The organism is Photobacterium sp. BZF1 (assembly GCF_014349205.1).
GTDB lineage: Bacteria > Pseudomonadota > Gammaproteobacteria > Enterobacterales > Vibrionaceae > Photobacterium.
The window spans coordinates 18,178-35,401 of sequence record NZ_JACSOF010000028.1; the positions used below are offsets into that span (position 1 = coordinate 18,178).

The window sequence follows — 17,224 nt, forward strand, 5'->3', positions numbered from 1 at the left end:
ATCGAGGCTTTGAAATAATCGTTTAGATATCGATTTCTACACCTAGGAACCAACCATCGGCAAAGAATTCAGCGTCTTTGGTGCTCTTGATGAAGTCAAACTCGTAGTCCATCACACGGTAGCCCGCGCGTAGGTTCAGATCAGCGGCAACCAATGGAATGCTCCATTTCACGCCCGCCTGGCCATCAACCGTGCTGGTGCTGTCGTAGTTACCGAAGTTAAGATCACCAAATAGTGACAACGGTGTCATAGGAATACCCAGCTCAACATTACCGTAGATGTTTGGCTGCCACTCGCTGAAGCTCTCACCATCGAACTTGCCCGAGTTGAACTTGGTCATAGTTACACCGATATCAAATGCTACGGCATCGTTATCCAGGATTTCGTAGTAAGCGGTGTATTCAGTCTGGCCAAAGGAAACAATTCCGTTGTCCACATCGGTGTATCGCAGACGGAAATTTGGTACCAATGGTACAAAGTGCTCGAACGCCACGTAGTAAGAACCTGAAGTATTGCTGTCAGTATCGCTACGGCTATCATTAACTTTGGCATCGGTGAACCAGGCATCGGCACCGGCTTTCACCCCAAAAAGCGTTGCTGCATGGGCAGGTACTGCCGCAGACAGTGCGACAGCAGCGGCTACCGCAGAAAGCGCTAATTTTTTCATTTTGAGTCTCCGCTCTTTATTAGTATTTAGATAAAAAACGGCCAGACTATATCAGATGCCGATTAAGAAAACTTCACCTGTAATGTCAATCATCTACTTTCCTTTCAAAATTTTACATTCTATTTTTAGGACATAGGTAAAGCACCGGTTAGCGGTAGTAGCGCTTCCTGTGAGTCTGCTCGGCTTTGTGCTCGCGGTAAAACCACACTGCAACGGCAACCAGCAACAGCCAAGGCAGTAATTTGAACATCACCCCAATCATGCCTGCGATAGCCATCACCACAAACCCAGCGGCAACTGCCAATGCCATTCCCAAAATACTGACACCGGTACAGACCAGTACCACGGCAAACGCCAACAAAAATAAAAACTCGATCATCGCTCCCTCCTCGGGCATCCCGTAAATATTATTGGCAATATCACTGCCGCCAATGATTTAGGTATTGCACAAAGTGGACCAAGTTATTGAAATACCATTTACTCTATAAATATCAGCACATTAAAAAAGGCATACCGCAAAACGGTATGCCTTTAACATCGAAATATTGGTCGATTTCGCCAACTAATTGGCCTTTTTCACCACTGTGGCCCCGGAGGGTTAGACATCAAGGTGGGCAGGGATCTTCGCCATTGCCTGCTCCAGCACCTCAATACCAGAACCTGGCTTATGGGCATTCTCGCTAATATGGCGACGCCACTGACGTGCACCTGGCATATTTTGGAACAGGCCCAGCATATGGCGGCTGATGTGGTTGAGGTAAGTGCCTTTGGCCAACTCACGTTCAATATACGGGAACATGGCTTCAACAATCTCGCGGCGCTTTTTCATCGGCTTGTCCAAGCCATACAGGCGCTGATCCACTTCAGCAAGCAAATACGGGTTTTGATATGCTTCACGGCCTACCATTACCCCATCCATATGTTGGAGGTGGGCTTCAATCTCTTCCATGGTTTTCACCCCACCATTGATCCCCATGGTCAGGTGTGAAAAGTCTTTCTTCAATTGGTAGACACGTGGGTAGTCCAGCGGTGGGATCTCACGGTTTTCCTTAGGACTCAAACCGCTCAACCATGCTTTACGGGCGTGGATAGTAAAATCCTCACAGCCGCCTTTTTCGCTGACGATGCGGATAAAGTCAGTCAGGAATTCATACGAGTCCTGCTCATCAATACCAATACGGGTCTTCACCGATACCGGAATGTCTACCACTTCACGCATAGCAGAAACACACTGGGCCACTAGCTCTGCTTCGCCCATCAGGCAAGCACCAAAACGGCCATTCTGGACCCTATCAGACGGGCAACCAACGTTGAGGTTGATCTCATCGTAACCACGCTCAGCAGCGAGCTTGGCACACTGCGCAAGCTCGGCAGGGTTTGAGCCACCCAGCTGCAGTACCAACGGATGCTCTTCTTCGTTGTAAGCTAGATAATCACCCTTACCGTGGATAATGGCGCCCGTTGTCACCATCTCGGTATAAAGCTGGGTACGCTCACTGATCAAGCGATGGAAATAGCGGCAATGGCGGTCAGTCCAATCGAGCATCGGCGCAATAGATAAACGACAGTCCGGGTACTGGCCCAGCTGTGTTTGCTCATCGTTAGACTGTTCGTTCATTACAACAGCAGTATCTGTCATCGGAAACCTCATTATCGACCGCTAAATCTATCGTTTCTGGTAGGGGCTACACCCAAACCAAGGATCTTACAACGCTGCAAGGAGGCGGATTCTACCCTATTCCTAGCACTATCCCAAATCGCATCTTGCTTAGCCTGCAATTCAAGGCTAGCAAGACTGTAAAAAGCAACATTAATCCGGCAATACCAAAAGGTAAAAAGAACACAGGTATATTTTTAATAACACTAAATAACAAAATAAAAACAGTGACTTAATTGCAAACATCATTTCAATGTACAGCTAAATAAGCTTTTGGATACCAGCAACCCCAGAATAAAACCAAGAAAGCTGCACATACACATAAGCTATTGATATTTATAATATATAAAAGCACAACCCCAAGCATCAGAAGTCAAGAGCAGCTTTACCCTGAACAAAATTATTTTTGCTGTACATAATAATCTGGCGATCTCATCAACTTAGAAACAAGCAAAAAGATCATCATGATCCAAACAGAGGCACTAATTAGATCATGATGTGCCAATTATTCTAAGTAAATAGATCATCATAGGCTAAAAACTAACTTCAAAAAGAACATAATAGGCCAATTGATGAAACCTTGAGTAACATGGTAGGCAAAATGAAAAATAACATTTTGAAAATAAACATAAGCCATTGATTTTAAATCAAATTAGCTTTTGAGGCATCACAAGCAAAATGAAAACAGTTCAGACGGGAAAAACCTCAAAAAGCTGAACGTGAATAAAAAACCAATAAAATCAATACTTTACAAACAACAAAAACCACACAAAGAAAACGTACAGCTTTAAGGTGTATGTAAATCAAAAAGCAAAGCAAGATGGTAATAATCTGTAATGACCGATACACCTAACACTGCTTGGCGACAATTTTCCGGCACAAATAACGGAAACGTTATTACAGAGGTCACTTTGGGAATGAGTGTGGTAATATGGAGTACTTATCGCTTGTATTTTGAGGTTATATGGCAAATAAAGGTCAGTTGCTGGCAACCGCCCAGCAGCTCTGTGAGCAACGAGGAGTAAGACTGACGCCTCAAAGACTGAAGGTTCTGACATTGATCATCGAGCATCATAGCTCGATCAGTGCCTACGAACTGTTGGATTTGCTACGTGAAAGCGAACCCCAGGCGAAGCCTCCGACAATCTACCGAGCCCTCGATTTTCTCCTTGCCCAAGGCTTTGTCCACAAAGTCGAGTCAACCAACAGCTATATTGCCTGTTGTCTACTAGGCCATGCTGATCATTTTTCTCAGCTGCTAATCTGTAGCCAGTGCGGGAATGTCGAAGAGTGCCATGATGAAGAGCTTGCTAAGCTTCTTCGCCAGCGAGCAGAGCAACGAGGCTTTGAAGTCACAAACCATGTTGTTGAAAGTCATGGTGTTTGCCAGCAGTGTAAAAACAAGTAAGTTATTTTATTCAGACAGAGACAGTCGTTATTAGATTATGCGCGCAGAATTCGTAAACCCTTTCCTGGCGTCACTTTTGAATGTTCTCAAAACCATGGCGTCGATGGAGCTGGCTCCACAGAAACCCCGACTCAAAAAAGATGAAATTGCCCGAGGCGATGTCTCCGGTTTGATTGGTATGGTTGGCCCGAAAACCAAAGGATCAATGTCGATTACCTTTGATGAGGGACTTGCACTAGAAATCATGCAAAGAATGCTGGGTGAGCGCCCACATAGCATCAATGAAGAGGTCACAGATATGGTGGGTGAAATCACCAACATGGTGACCGGTGGAGCCAAGCGCATCCTGGCAGAGAAAGGCTACGAATTCGATATGGCTACCCCGGCAGTCGTATCTGGTCGCGGCCATACCATTACCCACAAGTGTGATGGCGCGATAATTATCATGCCGTTTGATTCCGAGTACGGTAAAGCCTTTATCGAAATCTGTTTTGACGGATAATCTTACTTCATCCGTTCCTTAGACTTTCAACTGGCCTCGCTGGTTGAAAGTCCTTACCGCAACCTATCATCAAACTTATCACTTTGATTTTTATGTGAAGTTGCCACAAATCTCAGATAAAAGACTACCAACTGTCATATATTCGATCTAGACTCGATATGCTGGATAGGCATCAAGACACTTATACATTTGATGTCCCCCGCGCGTCATTTTGCTTACCCGTGGGGCTAAGCAAGGAAATACCCTCATTCAAAGGAAAGATCGTAACATGAACAAACTGACTGGAACCGTAAAATGGTTCAACGATGAAAAGGGCTTTGGCTTCATCTCTGGTGCTGATGGCAAAGATGTATTCGTTCACTTCAGTGCTATTCAGGCTCAGGGCCGTCGCACCCTACATGAAGGTCAAAATGTCGAGTTTATCGTGACAGATGGTCAGAAAGGTCCACAAGCGAGCGAAGTTGTTGCGCTGTCTTAATGCCGCCGAAAAGCCCTTCATAAAAAAACGCCGCAAAGCGGCGTTTTTTATTGCTTCCAATCAGCTAGCGATTACTGGCGCCACTGTTTGAATGCATTGATCAGACCGTTGGTCGAGCTATCATGGCTAGCTACAGCCTCTGCGCCGCCTAGTTCAGGCAGGATATTGTTGGCTAGTTGCTTGCCTAGCTCAACACCCCACTGGTCAAAGCTGAAGATATTCCAGATCACGCCCTGGGTGAAGATCTTGTGCTCGTAAAGTGCGATCAATGAACCCAATACCGTCGGTGTTACTTGCTTAACCAGGATAGAGTTAGTTGGGCGGTTACCGTCAAATACCTTGAACGGTACTAGCTCAGCAACTTCTTCCAACGTTTTGCCAGCAGCCAGGAATTCTGCTTCAACCTGCTCTTTGCTCTTACCGAATGCCAACGCTTCAGTCTGGGCAAAGAAGTTCGCCATCAGCTTCGGATGATGATCGCTCAGTGGGTTGTGGCTGATTGCCGGAGCAATGAAGTCACAAGGGATCAGCTTGGTACCTTGGTGGATAAGCTGGTAGAACGCATGCTGGCCATTTGTGCCTGGTTCACCCCAGATAATTGGACCCGTTTGGTAGTCAATTGGGTTGCCGCCACGGTCAACACACTTACCGTTCGATTCCATGTTACCTTGCTGGAAGTAAGCCGCAAAACGGTGCAGGTACTGATCGTAAGGCAAGATAGCCTCAGTTTCTGCGCCGTGGAAGTTGTTGTACCAAATGCCGATCAGGGCAAGGATAACCGGTAGGTTTTGCTCAAGCGGCGCTTCAGTGAAGTGCTGGTCCATCGCATGGGCACCTTCTAGCAACTCAACAAAGTTGTCGAAGCCGATAGCCAGGCTAATAGATAGGCCGATTGCCGAACATAGCGAGTAACGACCGCCAACCCAGTCCCAGAACTCGAACATGTTGTCAGTATCGATACCGAAATCCGCTACAGACTGCGCGTTGGTAGAAAGTGCAGCGAAGTGCTTCGCAACGTGAGCCTGATCACTTGCAGAAGCCAAGAACCAATCACGCGCCGAGTGGGCATTGGTCATGGTTTCCTGGGTGGTGAAGGTCTTAGATGCGATCAGGAACAGCGTAGTTTCTGGGTTAAGACCTTTCAGTGTCTCTGCAATGTGAGTGCCATCTACGTTAGAAACAAAGTGCATGTTCAGGCGAGTTTTGTATGGTGCCAGCGCTTCAGTCACCATGTAAGGACCAAGGTCCGAACCACCGATACCGATGTTCACCACGTCAGTGATTTCTTTGCCGGTGTAACCTTTCCATTCACCGTCAACAATACGTGCAGTGAAGCCTTTCATCTTTTCCAGTACCGCATTGACGTTTGGCATCACGTCTTCGCCGTCAACCATAACTGGCGTGTTGCTGCGGTTACGCAGTGCCGAGTGCAGAACTGCACGGCCTTCTGTCTGGTTGATCTTCTCACCGCTGAACAGGTCTGCAATCGCCGCTTTCAGTTCAGTCTGCTCAGCCAAAGCAAACAACTTGCTCATGGTTTCTTCAGTGATCAGGTTCTTGGAGTAATCCAGAAGGATGTCATCGCCGAAGTTGGCAGAGAACTTGTTGAAACGCTCGCCGTCATTGGCAAACAGCTCGCTAAGCTGAAGGTCCTGAGCGTCTTCGAAGTGTGCAGTTAGCGCTTTCCACGCCTCAGTGTGAGTCGGATTGATGTTTTTCAACATGATGAAGTTCCTGATTTTTAATTGTTAATCCATTAGTCTTGTCAGCATAATCCAAGCAATGGATCCCCGATCTTAGTAAATGTTGTTCGTTTTGTTGACCCTAGTGTAGCTCAAGTTAACAGGTCAGCTAAATTTTTGTAATTTTACAACTTATGAATAATTATGACGTGAAGGGATACCTACCTTCATTGCGTCAGGTCACGAAACTTGAGAGTAAATGGTAAGCTCAGGAAACCGGCATATATTGACTATATGACACGTTTCTTGCTCGTGTAATAAAAGGAATAATAACGATGTGGTACCAAAAAACAATCCAACTACGCCCACGAGCCCGCGGCTTCCACCTCATTACCGATGAAATTGAACAACAAATTCCTGAGCTCGCTCAGATAAACGTCGGGCTTGCCCACTTGTTTATCCAGCACACCTCGGCCAGTCTGACACTTAACGAAAATGCTGCCCCTACCGTTCGCAGTGATATGGAAGCCCACTTCAATCAGGCTGTGCCGGAACGTGCCCCTTACTACCAACATACCTACGAGGGGGATGATGATATGCCTGCCCATATCAAGACCTCCATGCTTGGCACCAGCATCAGTATGCCAATCACCAACGGCCGATTTGCATTGGGTACCTGGCAGGGTGTGTACCTTGGCGAGCACCGTGACCATGGCGGTAGCCGCCGCCTTGTTATTACCTTGCAGGGAGAATAGGACAGGGGGCGCAAGATGCGCCACCCTGTAAAAAAGAAAGGAAACTAGAAAGGCTGGTTGATCATGACCCGGAACAGGCTGTCTTCGCTGCCCCAAGCCATTTCCGTTCGCACCACGATCCCTTCAACCTGGAATCGAACCGCACCACCGACGCTCCATTTCATGTCACTGTGGAGTTCGGCCAAATCGTACTCGTCGGCAACCCTGCCGACATCGACGAAGGCCACCCATTGCCACCATGGCACGTCATACCATTCAAATACCGGCCAGTCCTCCAGCGGTTGCCAGTCAGGCATTACCCGGTATTCCATGCTATAGCTCATCGCCGCCCTGTCGACGAAACGGCCTCCGGAAAAACTCCTCAGGCGGTACAAGCCCCCCAGACGGTTACCGGCATAGGCAGGCGGCCGACGGAAAGTATCAGTGCCATTGACCTTTTCGGTACTGTTCCAGCTTGGGGTATCTGCCGTGTAAATGTTCAATGCGAGGATCTGCTGGTCAAACAACTCACCGAGGTTACCGAATGACCAGAACCAGCTCTGTTCAAACTCCCACTTCCACCAGCTTGGACGATCACTACTACCAGGATCATAGGTCACCGAAAACTGGCTCTGGCTACCTTCGGTAGGGTTACGGGTATTGTTACGGTTATCCCAGTCAAAACGGGTCTCCAGCCCCCAGACTTCTTCAACTTCACTAAAGTCAGCCGGCTCGATTTGGGAGGTCGGCAAATCATCGAACTCCCGTCCCTGATAAAACGGCCTAAACTCCAACGAACTCACACCACTTTCCCACGGCGTATGGCCAGTCAGTTTGCGGACCGGCATCAATGCAGCTCTGATACCCTGGCTCTCGCCGGCCCCCAGTGGCAGGATATACCTCATTGACAAGCGATATTGCGACTCTTTGGCATCCGCAACCACCTTGTCATCAACCGATGACCCGTTGCTCGACGCTTCACCAAGGTAGTAATCAAACTGTTTGTAACTGGCATCAAACAACTCAGCGCCAAACAACCACCGGCTGTCTTGGCTGATAATATAGTTGCTGGCCCCAAGGTAAGTGAGCCAGGTTCCCTTTTCACTGTATACCCCAGCCCCCAGTAAAGCCGCCTGAGGCTGTCCAGCCCCTTTGAGCAAGCCGGCCATACCAACCGATACACCCATGGCATCCGTCGAAAACGCAAAAGGCACGAAGGCTGTCTCGGGATCCCATGTCGGCCAACTATCGGCCAAAGCAGTCGTTGAGCATGAAAAAGCCGCAACCATTGCTGCGGCTTTGATAATTCTTGTCATTGTATATGAGTTAATTCGTTTGTCGTTTTTGGATAAAAGTAAGCCAATTACTGATACGCCATGGCAACCCTGGATGTGAGTTTAGTCACCAGCTCATAAGCAATAGTTCCAATGTGCTCGGCAACAATCTCGGCTGGTAATCCCTCTCCCCATAAAATGGCCTCGTCACCGACTTTATCCGTAGAATCTGGCCCCAGATCAACGGTCAGCATGTCCATAGATACCCGGCCAGCCATTGGGACAATACGGCCATTGACCATTACCGGGGTACCGTTAGGCGCAGTACGCGGATAGCCATCACCATAGCCAATCGCGATAACGCCAACCTTAGTATCACGCTCGCTGGTCCAGATCCCACCATACCCTACTGACTCACCTTTCTTCACCTCGCGAACAGCGATCAGGCTTGAGGTCAGTGTCATAACCGGTTTCAAGTTATAGGATTCGGCACCGCGTGCCGGTTCAGCAAACGGCGATACACCGTACATAATGATCCCAGGTCGGATCCATTCCAAGTGGCTATCAGGCCAAGCCAATATCCCGGCAGAAGCTGCTAGCGATCGCTCGCCACGGCAACCCTCGGTCAACGCCATGAAAGCATCTATCTGGCGTGGCGTGACATCACTCGCCAGTTCATCCGCACAACCAAAGTGGCTCATATAACGCAGCGGTTTTGCCACATTCGGGCAGGCATGGAGACGCTCGACGAATTCGGCATATTGCTCGGGACGTACGCCCAAGCGATGCATGCCGGTATCGATTTTCAGCCATACCACAACAGGGCTATCCAACTCCGCTCGCTCTAAAGCTTCCAGCTGTTCAATCGAGTGGACCACGGTATGGATATTGTTAGTTACTAACACGGGCAGATCAGAAGGGGCATAAAAGCCTTCCAGCAACAACACCGGCTTGACCACGCCACCAGCACGCAGGGTCAAGGCTTCTTCAATACGGGCAACACCAAAGCCATCGACATCAGGTAGGCTTTTCGCCACATATTCCAGCCCATGGCCATAACCATTTGCCTTCACCACGGCCAGTATCTTGCTGTTTGGCGCCTGGCAGCGGATTTGCTGCAGGTTGTGAGTCAATGCCTCGGTATTGATATACGCTGTTGCCGCTTTCATCTATGTTCCTACTCATTATTGCCCGGCAAACCGGTACTGCATCTTAAGCTTAAATAGCCTTATTCGTCATCGAAGGCCGGACCGGCATAATTGTCGAACCGGGAGAACTGGCCCTGGAAGGTCAATCGTACCGTACCGATCGGACCGTTACGCTGCTTACCCAGAATAATTTCAGCAATGCCTTTTAGGGCACTGTCTTCGTGGTAAACCTCGTCACGATAAATGAACATGATCAAATCGGCATCCTGCTCGATCGCTCCCGATTCACGCAAGTCAGAGTTAACCGGGCGTTTATCGGCACGCTGCTCCAACGAGCGGTTAAGCTGCGACAGGGCAACCACCGGCACATTGAGCTCTTTGGCCAACGCTTTGAGCGAGCGTGAAATCTCGGCGATTTCCAAGGTACGGTTATCTTGCAGGCCTGGTACCCGCATCAGCTGCAGGTAGTCAATCATGATAAGGCTGAGACCGCCATGGTCGCGGGCGATACGGCGGGCACGGGAGCGCACTTCGGTCGGCGTCAGGCCCGAGCTATCGTCGATATACATATTCTTCTTTTCCATCAGAATACCCATGGTCGACGAAATGCGCGCCCAGTCCTCGTCATCCAACTGACCGGTACGGATTTTGGTCTGGTCTACCCGTGACAGGGAGGCCAGCATACGCATCATGATCTGCTCTGATGGCATCTCCAGCGAGAAGATAAGTACCGGCTTTTCCTGCTCCATGGCCGCGTTTTCACACAAGTTCATGGCAAAGGTGGTTTTACCCATCGATGGACGGGCGGCAACGATGATCAGATCCGAGCCCTGCAGGCCGGCGGTTTTCTTGTTCAGGTCGGTAAAGCCCGTCGATACCCCAGTCACGCCATCTTGCGGTGTCTGGTACAGCAGCTCAATACGCTCGAGGGTTTTCTCCAGGATAGTATCGACATTCTGCGGGCCTTCGTTTTCCGAAGTACGCTGCTCGGCAATGGCGAAAACTTTACTCTCGGCCATATCCAGCAATTCTTCACTATCACGGCCCTGGGGATCATAACCTGCGTCGGCAATTTCGTTAGCCACACTGATCATGTCACGGATCAATGCCCGCTCACGCACAATCTCGGCATAGGCCAGAATATTGGCCGCTGAAGGGGTGTTCTTGGCAAGCTCTGCCAGATAAGCAAAACCACCGACATCCTCGAGCTGGTCTGCTCGCTCAAGGTGCTCGGACAAGGTGATCAAGTCAAGCGGTTGACCCGCTTCGAGCAAGGCTGCTGCCCCTTCGAAAACAATGCGGTGCGGGCGACTGTAGAAGTCTTTGGCCACCACCTTCTCGGCAACAACATCCCACTTCTCATTGTCCAGCATCAAGCCGCCGAGGACCGACTGCTCAGCCTCCAGCGAGTGCGGCGCCATCTTGAGCGCGTCCATCTGGGAGTCTTTTTTGGGGTTCGGTTTGCGATTCTCTGCCATAGGAATTGAAATGATTGCCGGAAACTAAGCCGAGCATTATACCTTAATTCAGAACGAGTCCATCTATCAATATAGCGTTGATAGCGATTTTCCCTCCAGAAATGACATAATAGAGCCCTGCGAGCAATTTGATACATTCGACCCACGATTCCTGACCAAAAGATGACATAAATCGGTTAGAATGCCGGGTTTGGTCAATTACTGTTTCACCCAATGAGGAGGCCGCTTGGCAAGAACCCTGTTAGCTTTAGTACTGCTTGCCAGCACCCATGCCAATGCCGCCACCAGTGATGAGCGTCCAACCCGGATCCCGCCGCCACTGAGCACCGAGCTTGAACTTGGCTACCAGTCTCTTGGGGGAAACTCGGACTCACAAACCCTCAACACCCGCCTTGGGGGCACCTATGTCAAAAACCAGTATCGACATACCGGTGAATTCAGGTTCCTGCTGGCAGAAAAAGACGGCGAGGAAGACAAGCGCAAGGGACAGGTCGAGCTTCAGAGCGATATGAAGATCAATGAGCGGACCTATGTGCTGGGCAACATCAACTACGTTGATGACCGCTATGGTCCCTACTTCACCGACTTTACCTTCGCGACCGGTTTGGGTTACCAGTTAGTAAGGCGAGAAACCTTCCAGATGGAAGTGGAAGCCGGCCCTGGCTACCGCCACCAAGAACCCAACCTCGATGAAATCGACGACGATGATATTATCGTGCAAGAAACCGTCGACGAGCTGATCCTCCGTGGCAACGCCAAGATGACTTGGAAGCCGTCAAAAACCGTTGAATTGGGTGTACGACTTACGGGTATTGCCGGTAACAGTAACAGCACCATGGAGGCAGAATTCAACCTCACCACCGCCATCAGTGACTTTGTCGCCATCAAAATCAGCAACAACCAGAAACTTAACAGCTGGGTACCGGACGGCCTGAAGAAACGTGACTCGGCTATGACGGTCAACCTGCTGTTCAAGATGTAACCCCTAAGACACCGTTTCTGCCTAGCCCATTCGCTCAGCATCAGGCCCCTATACACCTCTTCATATTTTACAGGCATAAAAAAACCAGCCCGGAGGCTGGTTTTAAGCAATCAACACAAAACGCTATTAGTCTTCAGCAACAACGTTTAGGTTAACAGTTGCGAATACGTCAGAGTGCAGCTGGATGCTGATCTCGAATTCGCCAGTCGTACGTAGTGCACCTTCAGGTAGGCGAACTTCGCTCTTCGCTACTTCAACGCCAGCCGCAGTGATTGCGTCAGCGATGTCACGAGTACCGATAGAACCGAATAGTTTACCTTCGTCACCAGCTTTAGATGCGATAACTACAGCTTCAAGCGCGTTAACTTTCTCAGCGCGTGCTTCAGCAGCAGTCAGTTGCTCAGCAACTTTAGCTTCTAGCTCAGCACGACGAGCTTCGAACATTTCAACGTTAGCTTTAGTAGCCATTACTGCCTTGCCCTGTGGGATAAGGAAGTTACGAGCAAAACCCGCTTTAACGTTAACCTGATCGCCAAGGCCACCTAGGTTACCGATTTTATCAAGTAGAATAACTTGCATTATCTTGTCCTCTTAAACTTAATTAAACCGCTACCGATTACTGATGCTTGTCAGTGTATGGTAGAAGTGCTAGGTAACGAGAACGCTTGATAGCGCGAGCTAGCTGACGCTGGTATTTAGCGCGAGTACCAGTGATACGACTTGGTACAATTTTACCAGCTTCAGTGATGTAGTTTTTAAGAGTTGCTACGTCTTTGTAGTCAATCTCTTGTACGCCTTCTGCAGTGAAACGGCAGAACTTACGACGACGGAAGAAACGTGCCATGGGCTTATCTCCTGAACTAAATTTTTTCAATGTGATCAGCATGCAACACTAATTTACCTAGACCATTACGTCCGGTGTGGTAGGAGACAAAACCGCCTACCTTAATGTGGCTGCCGATAGCTAAATCTTGAGTGAGAACTTGTTGACCTTGCCCGCTTACTACCACGTTGATGTAGCAATACACCTGGCGTGGTAGGTCAGCTTCTTTCTGGTAGGAGCGATGCTCAAGCACAAAGTGACAATGAGGCACACCTGCCAGCGACCGGCTTCGTTTGGGGTCTTTGGCAATAACGCCAGATAACTCCAGACGATTGGTCATTTAACAATTACTCAGCTGCAGCTTCGCCTTCAGACTGTGCAGGTTGCTCTGCACGCTCTTCACGACGTGGGGCACGCTCTTCTTTAGCCTTCATCATTGGAGATGGCTCAGTGATAGCGCCTTTAGTGCGCATGATCATGTTACGGATCACAGCGTCGTTGAAGCGGAAGTTAGACTCTAGCTCGTCAATTACAGACTGCTCAGCTTCAACGTTCATTAGAACGTAGTGTGCTTTGTGCAGTTTGTTGATTGGGTAAGCCAGTTGACGACGGCCCCAATCTTCTAGACGGTGAATCTGACCACCAGAATCTTTGATTGCACCAGTGTAACGCTCGACCATGCCAGCAACCTGCTCGCTCTGATCTGGGTGCACCATGAATACGATTTCGTAATGACGCATGGGTTGCTCCTTACGGATTAATCAGCTTCTCGGATTGGCTCGGTTAACCAAGAGAAGCAAGGAACTAAAATAAATAACCGAGAATTTGGAGGCAGAATAGTACAGAGAATGGACAATTGAAGCAAGAGAAATTTGTGACAAAGTGGCAATGGGCAATGGGCAATGGGCAATGGGCAATGGGCAATGGGCAATGGGCAATGGGCAATGCAAGTTTTCTACATGACGACTTTCTATCAATGTGTTTGAAACTTTTTGCCTATTCTCACAAAAAAGCAGGAGCAACGTTTTCACATTACTCCTGCTCTTCCCCTTGCCAAGGGCCTATTGCCCCTTGCCGAGTTCTCTTACTGCCTCTGGCGTACTGCTTCGAACAGACAGATACCCGTTGCTACCGATACATTCAAGCTTGAAACCGAGCCTGCCATTGGGATTTTGATCAGGTCGTCACAGGTTTCACGGGTCAGGCGACGCATGCCCTCACCTTCGGCGCCCATCACAATTGCCAGCGGACCGGTCAGCTTGCTTTGGTAAAGATCGTGAGTGGCCTCACCAGCGGTACCTACGACCCATACGCCTTTGTCCTGTAGCGCACGTAGAGTGCGGGCCAGGTTGGTCACACGGATAAGCGGTACCACTTCAGCAGCACCACAAGCGACCTTGCTTGCTGTTGCGTTAAGCTGTGCCGAGCGGTCCTTCGGCACAATCACGGCTACCGCGCCCGCAGCATCCGCGTTACGCAGGCAGGCGCCTAGGTTATGCGGGTCGGTTACGCCATCGAGTACCAACAACAGTGGGTTTTCTTTGCCCGCCAACACGTCATCGATATCATTCTCGTTGTACTGCTTGCCAGGGCGGACACGGGCGATAATGCCCTGGTGCGATGCGCCTTGGGCTTTATCATCAAGAGCCTTACGCCCAGCCTGCTGGATAGTGATCCCCAGCATTTGTAGCTCGTTGATCACCGGCAACAAACGGTCATCTTCACGGCCCTTCAATACAAAAACTTCGATGAAGCGAGAAGGGTCTGCCGCCAAAACGGCTTTCACGGCATGAATGCCGAAAATCATGTTATTACTCATGGATTAATTCTTCTTAGCTGCTCGTTCTTTCTTCCCGGCACGCTGTTTCTTCTTGCGTACCTTGGTCGATTTTTTCTTTGCGGACGGCTTACCCTTGCCGCCCTGCTTACCGCCTTTGCCTTCCGGTGCCTTGTCTCCCTCGAGTTTCGGGATAGCACCGGCTTTTAGCTTCTGGCGCACTGAGCTACGTTCTTTCTTCGACTTCGAACGCGACTCTTGTTCGGCCTCACCGTCTTTAACGCGGTATACCTTCATGCTCTGGCGCTGCATGCCCTCGGCTTTTCGCATGCGTTGCTTTTTCTCTCGGTTCTTGGCGGTTTTGCCAGCCCCGCGCGGCTTGCGGTTACTGCCTACGATGTCAAAGTCGATCTGGCGGTCATTGAGATTAATCGACGCCACTTTGACCTTCACCGTATCACCCAGGCGATATACCTGGCCGGAGCTATCACCAATCAAGCGCTGGCCAATTGGATCATACTGGTAGTAATCATTGGCCAAGTTGGAGATATGGACAAGGCCGTCGATATTCAGTTCGTTGAGGCGAACAAAGAAGCCAAAACCCGTTACGTTGGCAATCACACCCTCGAACTCGTCACCGACATGGTCCTGCATGTACTCACACTTCAGCCAGTCAGCCACATCGCGGGTCGCGTCATCGGCACGGCGCTCGGTCATCGAGCACTGCTCACCCAGGGTATCCATATCATCAAAGGAGTAATGGTAACCTCCGGTCGGTGTCCAGCGGTCCTTGTTGGTCCCTTCCTGCTTGGCCACCAAATACTTGATCGCACGGTGCAAGGTCAAGTCCGGATAGCGGCGGATCGGCGAAGTGAAGTGGGCATAGCGCTTCAGGGCCAGACCAAAGTGGCCAATATTATCCGCCTGATAAACCGCTTGTTTCATCGAACGCAGCAGCATGGTCTGGATCAGTTCATGGTCCGGGCGGCTCTGGATCATCGCAGCCAAGGCAGCATAGTCCTTCGGCGCAGGTTCCAAACCACCAGAAAGCTGCAGGCCGAGTTCGCCGAGGAAGTCGCGGAAACCTGTAAGGCGCTCTTCACCCGGGGTATCGTGTACCCGGTACAACGCTGGTTCTTTGGCCTTCTCGACAAACGAGGCCGAGGCAATATTAGCCAGGATCATACACTCTTCAATGATCTTGTGGGCATCGTTACGCTCTGCCGGCACAATACGGTCAATCTTACGATCGGCATTGAAGATAAACTGGGTTTCTATAGTTTCGAACTCAATGGCCCCACGCTCTTCACGTGCAGTCTTGAGCACTTTATACATGCCATATAGCTCTTCAAGATGCGGCACCAGCGGAGCATAGCGCTCGCGCAGTTCCTCGTCGCCTTCCAGCATCTTGCTGACCTTGGTATAAGTCAGACGTGCATGGGAGTTCATCACCGCTTCGTAGTGCTTATAGCCAGAGAGCTTACCGGATGCCGAGATGGTCATCTCGCACACCATACACAGCCGGTCAACCTGCGGGTTAAGCGAGCACAGGCCGTTGGACAGGACTTCCGGCAGCATCGGGATCACTTGAGAAGGGAAATACACCGAGTTACCACGGCGCACTGCTTCGGTATCCAGCGCTGAATCCGGGCGGACATAGTGGGAGACATCGGCAATCGCAACCCACAGGCGCCAGCCCCCAGACTTCTTGCGCTCACAGTAGACCGCATCATCGAAATCACGGGCATCTTCGCCATCAATCGTCACCAATGGCAGCTTACGCAAGTCAACTCGGCCCTGCTTGGCCTCCTCAGGAACTTCTTCGCCGAGCCCCTGGATCTGTTTCTCAACTTCCGCCGGCCATTCATGGGGGATATCGTGGGTACGCAGGGCAATTTCGATTTCCATCCCCGGCGCCATGTTCTCGCCCAATACCTCAACAACCTTGCCTACGGCATTGTACTGGCGGGTAGCTCGCTGGTTGATTTCAACCACTACTACGTTACCCATTCGCGCACCCATGCGCTGGTCATTCGGGATCACGATATCCTGGGCAATACGGGAGTCGTCCGGCACTACATAGCCCATGCCGTCTTCGATAAAGAAGCGGCCGACAATCTGGCCTTCGTAATGCTGCAGTACACGGACTACGCGCCCTTCGCGGCGGCCACGCTTATCCGTACCAGCCACCTGGGCCAGAATGTAATCACCGTGGATCACACCACGCATTTGGTGGTGGGGAAGCAGCAAGTCTTCTTCCTTGCTGCGGGTGCCTTCCGGGCGAAGGAAGCCAAATCCGTCCCGGTGGCCAATCACATGGCCTTTGATCAAATCGAGGCGCTCTGGCAAGGCATAGCACTGACGACGGGTAAAAATTAGCTGGCCATCACGCTCCATGGCGCGCAGGCGACGGCGCAGACCTTCATATTGGTCTTCGCCTTCAAGTTTCAGTTCTTCGAATAACTGATCGCGGCTGACTGGCGTCGAATAACCGCGAATCACTTCCAGCAGCATTTCGCGGCTAGGAATAGGATTTTCGTAGTTTGATGCTTCGCGATCGCGAAAAGGATCGACCGGTAAATCGGTAGTACCTTTTGACATAATTAGATCCAAG

At 50.2% G+C, this 17,224-nt stretch carries 18 protein-coding genes; 5 read left to right on the forward strand and 13 right to left on the reverse strand.

The window, feature by feature from the left end; genetic code table 11:
- Window positions 1-22: 22 nt before the first annotated feature.
- The 3 genes from BIZ37_RS08250 to dusA form a co-directional block, all read right to left on the reverse strand.
- A complete protein-coding gene (locus tag BIZ37_RS08250) occupies window positions 23-667 on the reverse strand; it encodes a TIGR04219 family outer membrane beta-barrel protein (protein ID WP_187461108.1) in 645 nt (214 codons plus the stop codon).
- Window positions 668-815: 148 nt separating this feature from the next.
- Window positions 816-1,046: an envelope stress response protein PspG gene (gene pspG, locus BIZ37_RS08255; RefSeq protein ID WP_187461109.1), complete on the reverse strand. Its 231-nt coding sequence runs from the start codon at window positions 1,044-1,046 to the stop codon at window positions 816-818.
- 219 nt (window positions 1,047-1,265) lie between these two features.
- Window positions 1,266-2,285, reverse strand: coding sequence for a tRNA dihydrouridine(20/20a) synthase DusA (dusA, locus tag BIZ37_RS08260; protein WP_187461123.1), 1,020 nt, complete (start codon window positions 2,283-2,285; stop codon window positions 1,266-1,268).
- A 1,003-nt stretch (window positions 2,286-3,288) separates the two neighbouring features.
- Between dusA and zur the strand changes: the two genes are divergently transcribed.
- From zur to BIZ37_RS08275, 3 genes are all read left to right on the forward strand, one after another.
- A complete protein-coding gene (gene zur / locus BIZ37_RS08265) occupies window positions 3,289-3,732 on the forward strand; it encodes a zinc uptake transcriptional repressor Zur (protein WP_187461110.1) in 444 nt (147 codons plus the stop codon).
- Between the two features lie 37 nt (window positions 3,733-3,769).
- On the forward strand, window positions 3,770-4,234 hold the full coding sequence (locus BIZ37_RS08270) for a chemotaxis protein CheX (protein WP_187461111.1): 465 nt from the start codon (window positions 3,770-3,772) through the stop codon (window positions 4,232-4,234).
- A gap of 268 nt (window positions 4,235-4,502) precedes the next feature.
- Window positions 4,503-4,712 carry a cold-shock protein gene (locus BIZ37_RS08275; protein WP_036822839.1) on the forward strand — a complete coding sequence of 70 codons (210 nt, stop codon included), beginning with the start codon at window positions 4,503-4,505 and terminating at the stop codon, window positions 4,710-4,712.
- Window positions 4,713-4,783: 71 nt separating this feature from the next.
- Here BIZ37_RS08275 and pgi read toward each other — a convergent pair whose 3' ends face one another.
- Window positions 4,784-6,436, reverse strand: a complete 1,653-nt coding sequence (gene pgi / locus BIZ37_RS08280) for a glucose-6-phosphate isomerase (RefSeq protein WP_107300952.1) — start codon at window positions 6,434-6,436, stop codon at window positions 4,784-4,786.
- A 293-nt stretch (window positions 6,437-6,729) separates the two neighbouring features.
- Here pgi and BIZ37_RS08285 point away from each other — a divergent pair, with 293 nt between their 5' ends.
- Entirely contained in the window at window positions 6,730-7,149 is a 420-nt protein-coding gene (locus BIZ37_RS08285) for a secondary thiamine-phosphate synthase enzyme YjbQ (protein ID WP_187461112.1), read from the forward strand.
- Window positions 7,150-7,193: 44 nt separating this feature from the next.
- Here BIZ37_RS08285 and BIZ37_RS08290 read toward each other — a convergent pair whose 3' ends face one another.
- Genes BIZ37_RS08290 through BIZ37_RS08300 form a run of 3 tightly spaced genes read right to left on the reverse strand, consistent with a single transcriptional unit; the run spans window position 7,194 to window position 11,028 of the window.
- Complete coding sequence (locus tag BIZ37_RS08290; protein ID WP_187461113.1) at window positions 7,194-8,444, reverse strand: BamA/TamA family outer membrane protein; 1,251 nt, start codon at window positions 8,442-8,444, stop codon at window positions 7,194-7,196.
- Between the two features lie 47 nt (window positions 8,445-8,491).
- Window positions 8,492-9,571 carry an alanine racemase gene (gene alr, locus BIZ37_RS08295; protein WP_187461114.1) on the reverse strand — a complete coding sequence of 360 codons (1,080 nt, stop codon included), beginning with the start codon at window positions 9,569-9,571 and terminating at the stop codon, window positions 8,492-8,494.
- A 59-nt stretch (window positions 9,572-9,630) separates the two neighbouring features.
- Window positions 9,631-11,028, reverse strand: a complete 1,398-nt coding sequence (locus tag BIZ37_RS08300) for a replicative DNA helicase (RefSeq protein WP_107300948.1) — start codon at window positions 11,026-11,028, stop codon at window positions 9,631-9,633.
- Between the two features lie 226 nt (window positions 11,029-11,254).
- Between BIZ37_RS08300 and BIZ37_RS08305 the strand changes: the two genes are divergently transcribed.
- A complete protein-coding gene (locus tag BIZ37_RS08305) occupies window positions 11,255-12,010 on the forward strand; it encodes a YdiY family protein (RefSeq protein ID WP_107300947.1) in 756 nt (251 codons plus the stop codon).
- 126 nt (window positions 12,011-12,136) lie between these two features.
- On the opposite strand, the gene rplI is transcribed toward BIZ37_RS08305, so the two are convergent.
- The 6 genes from rplI to rnr all read right to left on the reverse strand — a co-directional run bounded on the left by rplI (window position 12,137) and on the right by rnr (window position 17,211).
- Complete coding sequence (gene rplI, locus BIZ37_RS08310; RefSeq protein WP_107300946.1) at window positions 12,137-12,589, reverse strand: 50S ribosomal protein L9; 453 nt, start codon at window positions 12,587-12,589, stop codon at window positions 12,137-12,139.
- Window positions 12,590-12,626: 37 nt separating this feature from the next.
- A complete protein-coding gene (gene rpsR, locus BIZ37_RS08315) occupies window positions 12,627-12,854 on the reverse strand; it encodes a 30S ribosomal protein S18 (protein ID WP_002539422.1) in 228 nt (75 codons plus the stop codon).
- 16 nt (window positions 12,855-12,870) lie between these two features.
- Window positions 12,871-13,173, reverse strand: a complete 303-nt coding sequence (gene priB / locus BIZ37_RS08320) for a primosomal replication protein N (RefSeq protein WP_107300945.1) — start codon at window positions 13,171-13,173, stop codon at window positions 12,871-12,873.
- A gap of 7 nt (window positions 13,174-13,180) precedes the next feature.
- On the reverse strand, window positions 13,181-13,573 hold the full coding sequence (gene rpsF / locus BIZ37_RS08325) for a 30S ribosomal protein S6 (protein WP_107300944.1): 393 nt from the start codon (window positions 13,571-13,573) through the stop codon (window positions 13,181-13,183).
- A gap of 344 nt (window positions 13,574-13,917) precedes the next feature.
- Entirely contained in the window at window positions 13,918-14,652 is a 735-nt protein-coding gene (rlmB, locus tag BIZ37_RS08330) for a 23S rRNA (guanosine(2251)-2'-O)-methyltransferase RlmB (protein WP_107300943.1), read from the reverse strand.
- Window positions 14,653-14,655: 3 nt separating this feature from the next.
- The gene (gene rnr / locus BIZ37_RS08335) at window positions 14,656-17,211 is read right to left on the reverse strand and encodes a ribonuclease R (RefSeq protein ID WP_187461115.1); all 2,556 of its coding nucleotides are present in this window, start codon (window positions 17,209-17,211) and stop codon (window positions 14,656-14,658) included.
- Window positions 17,212-17,224 lie beyond the last annotated feature (13 nt).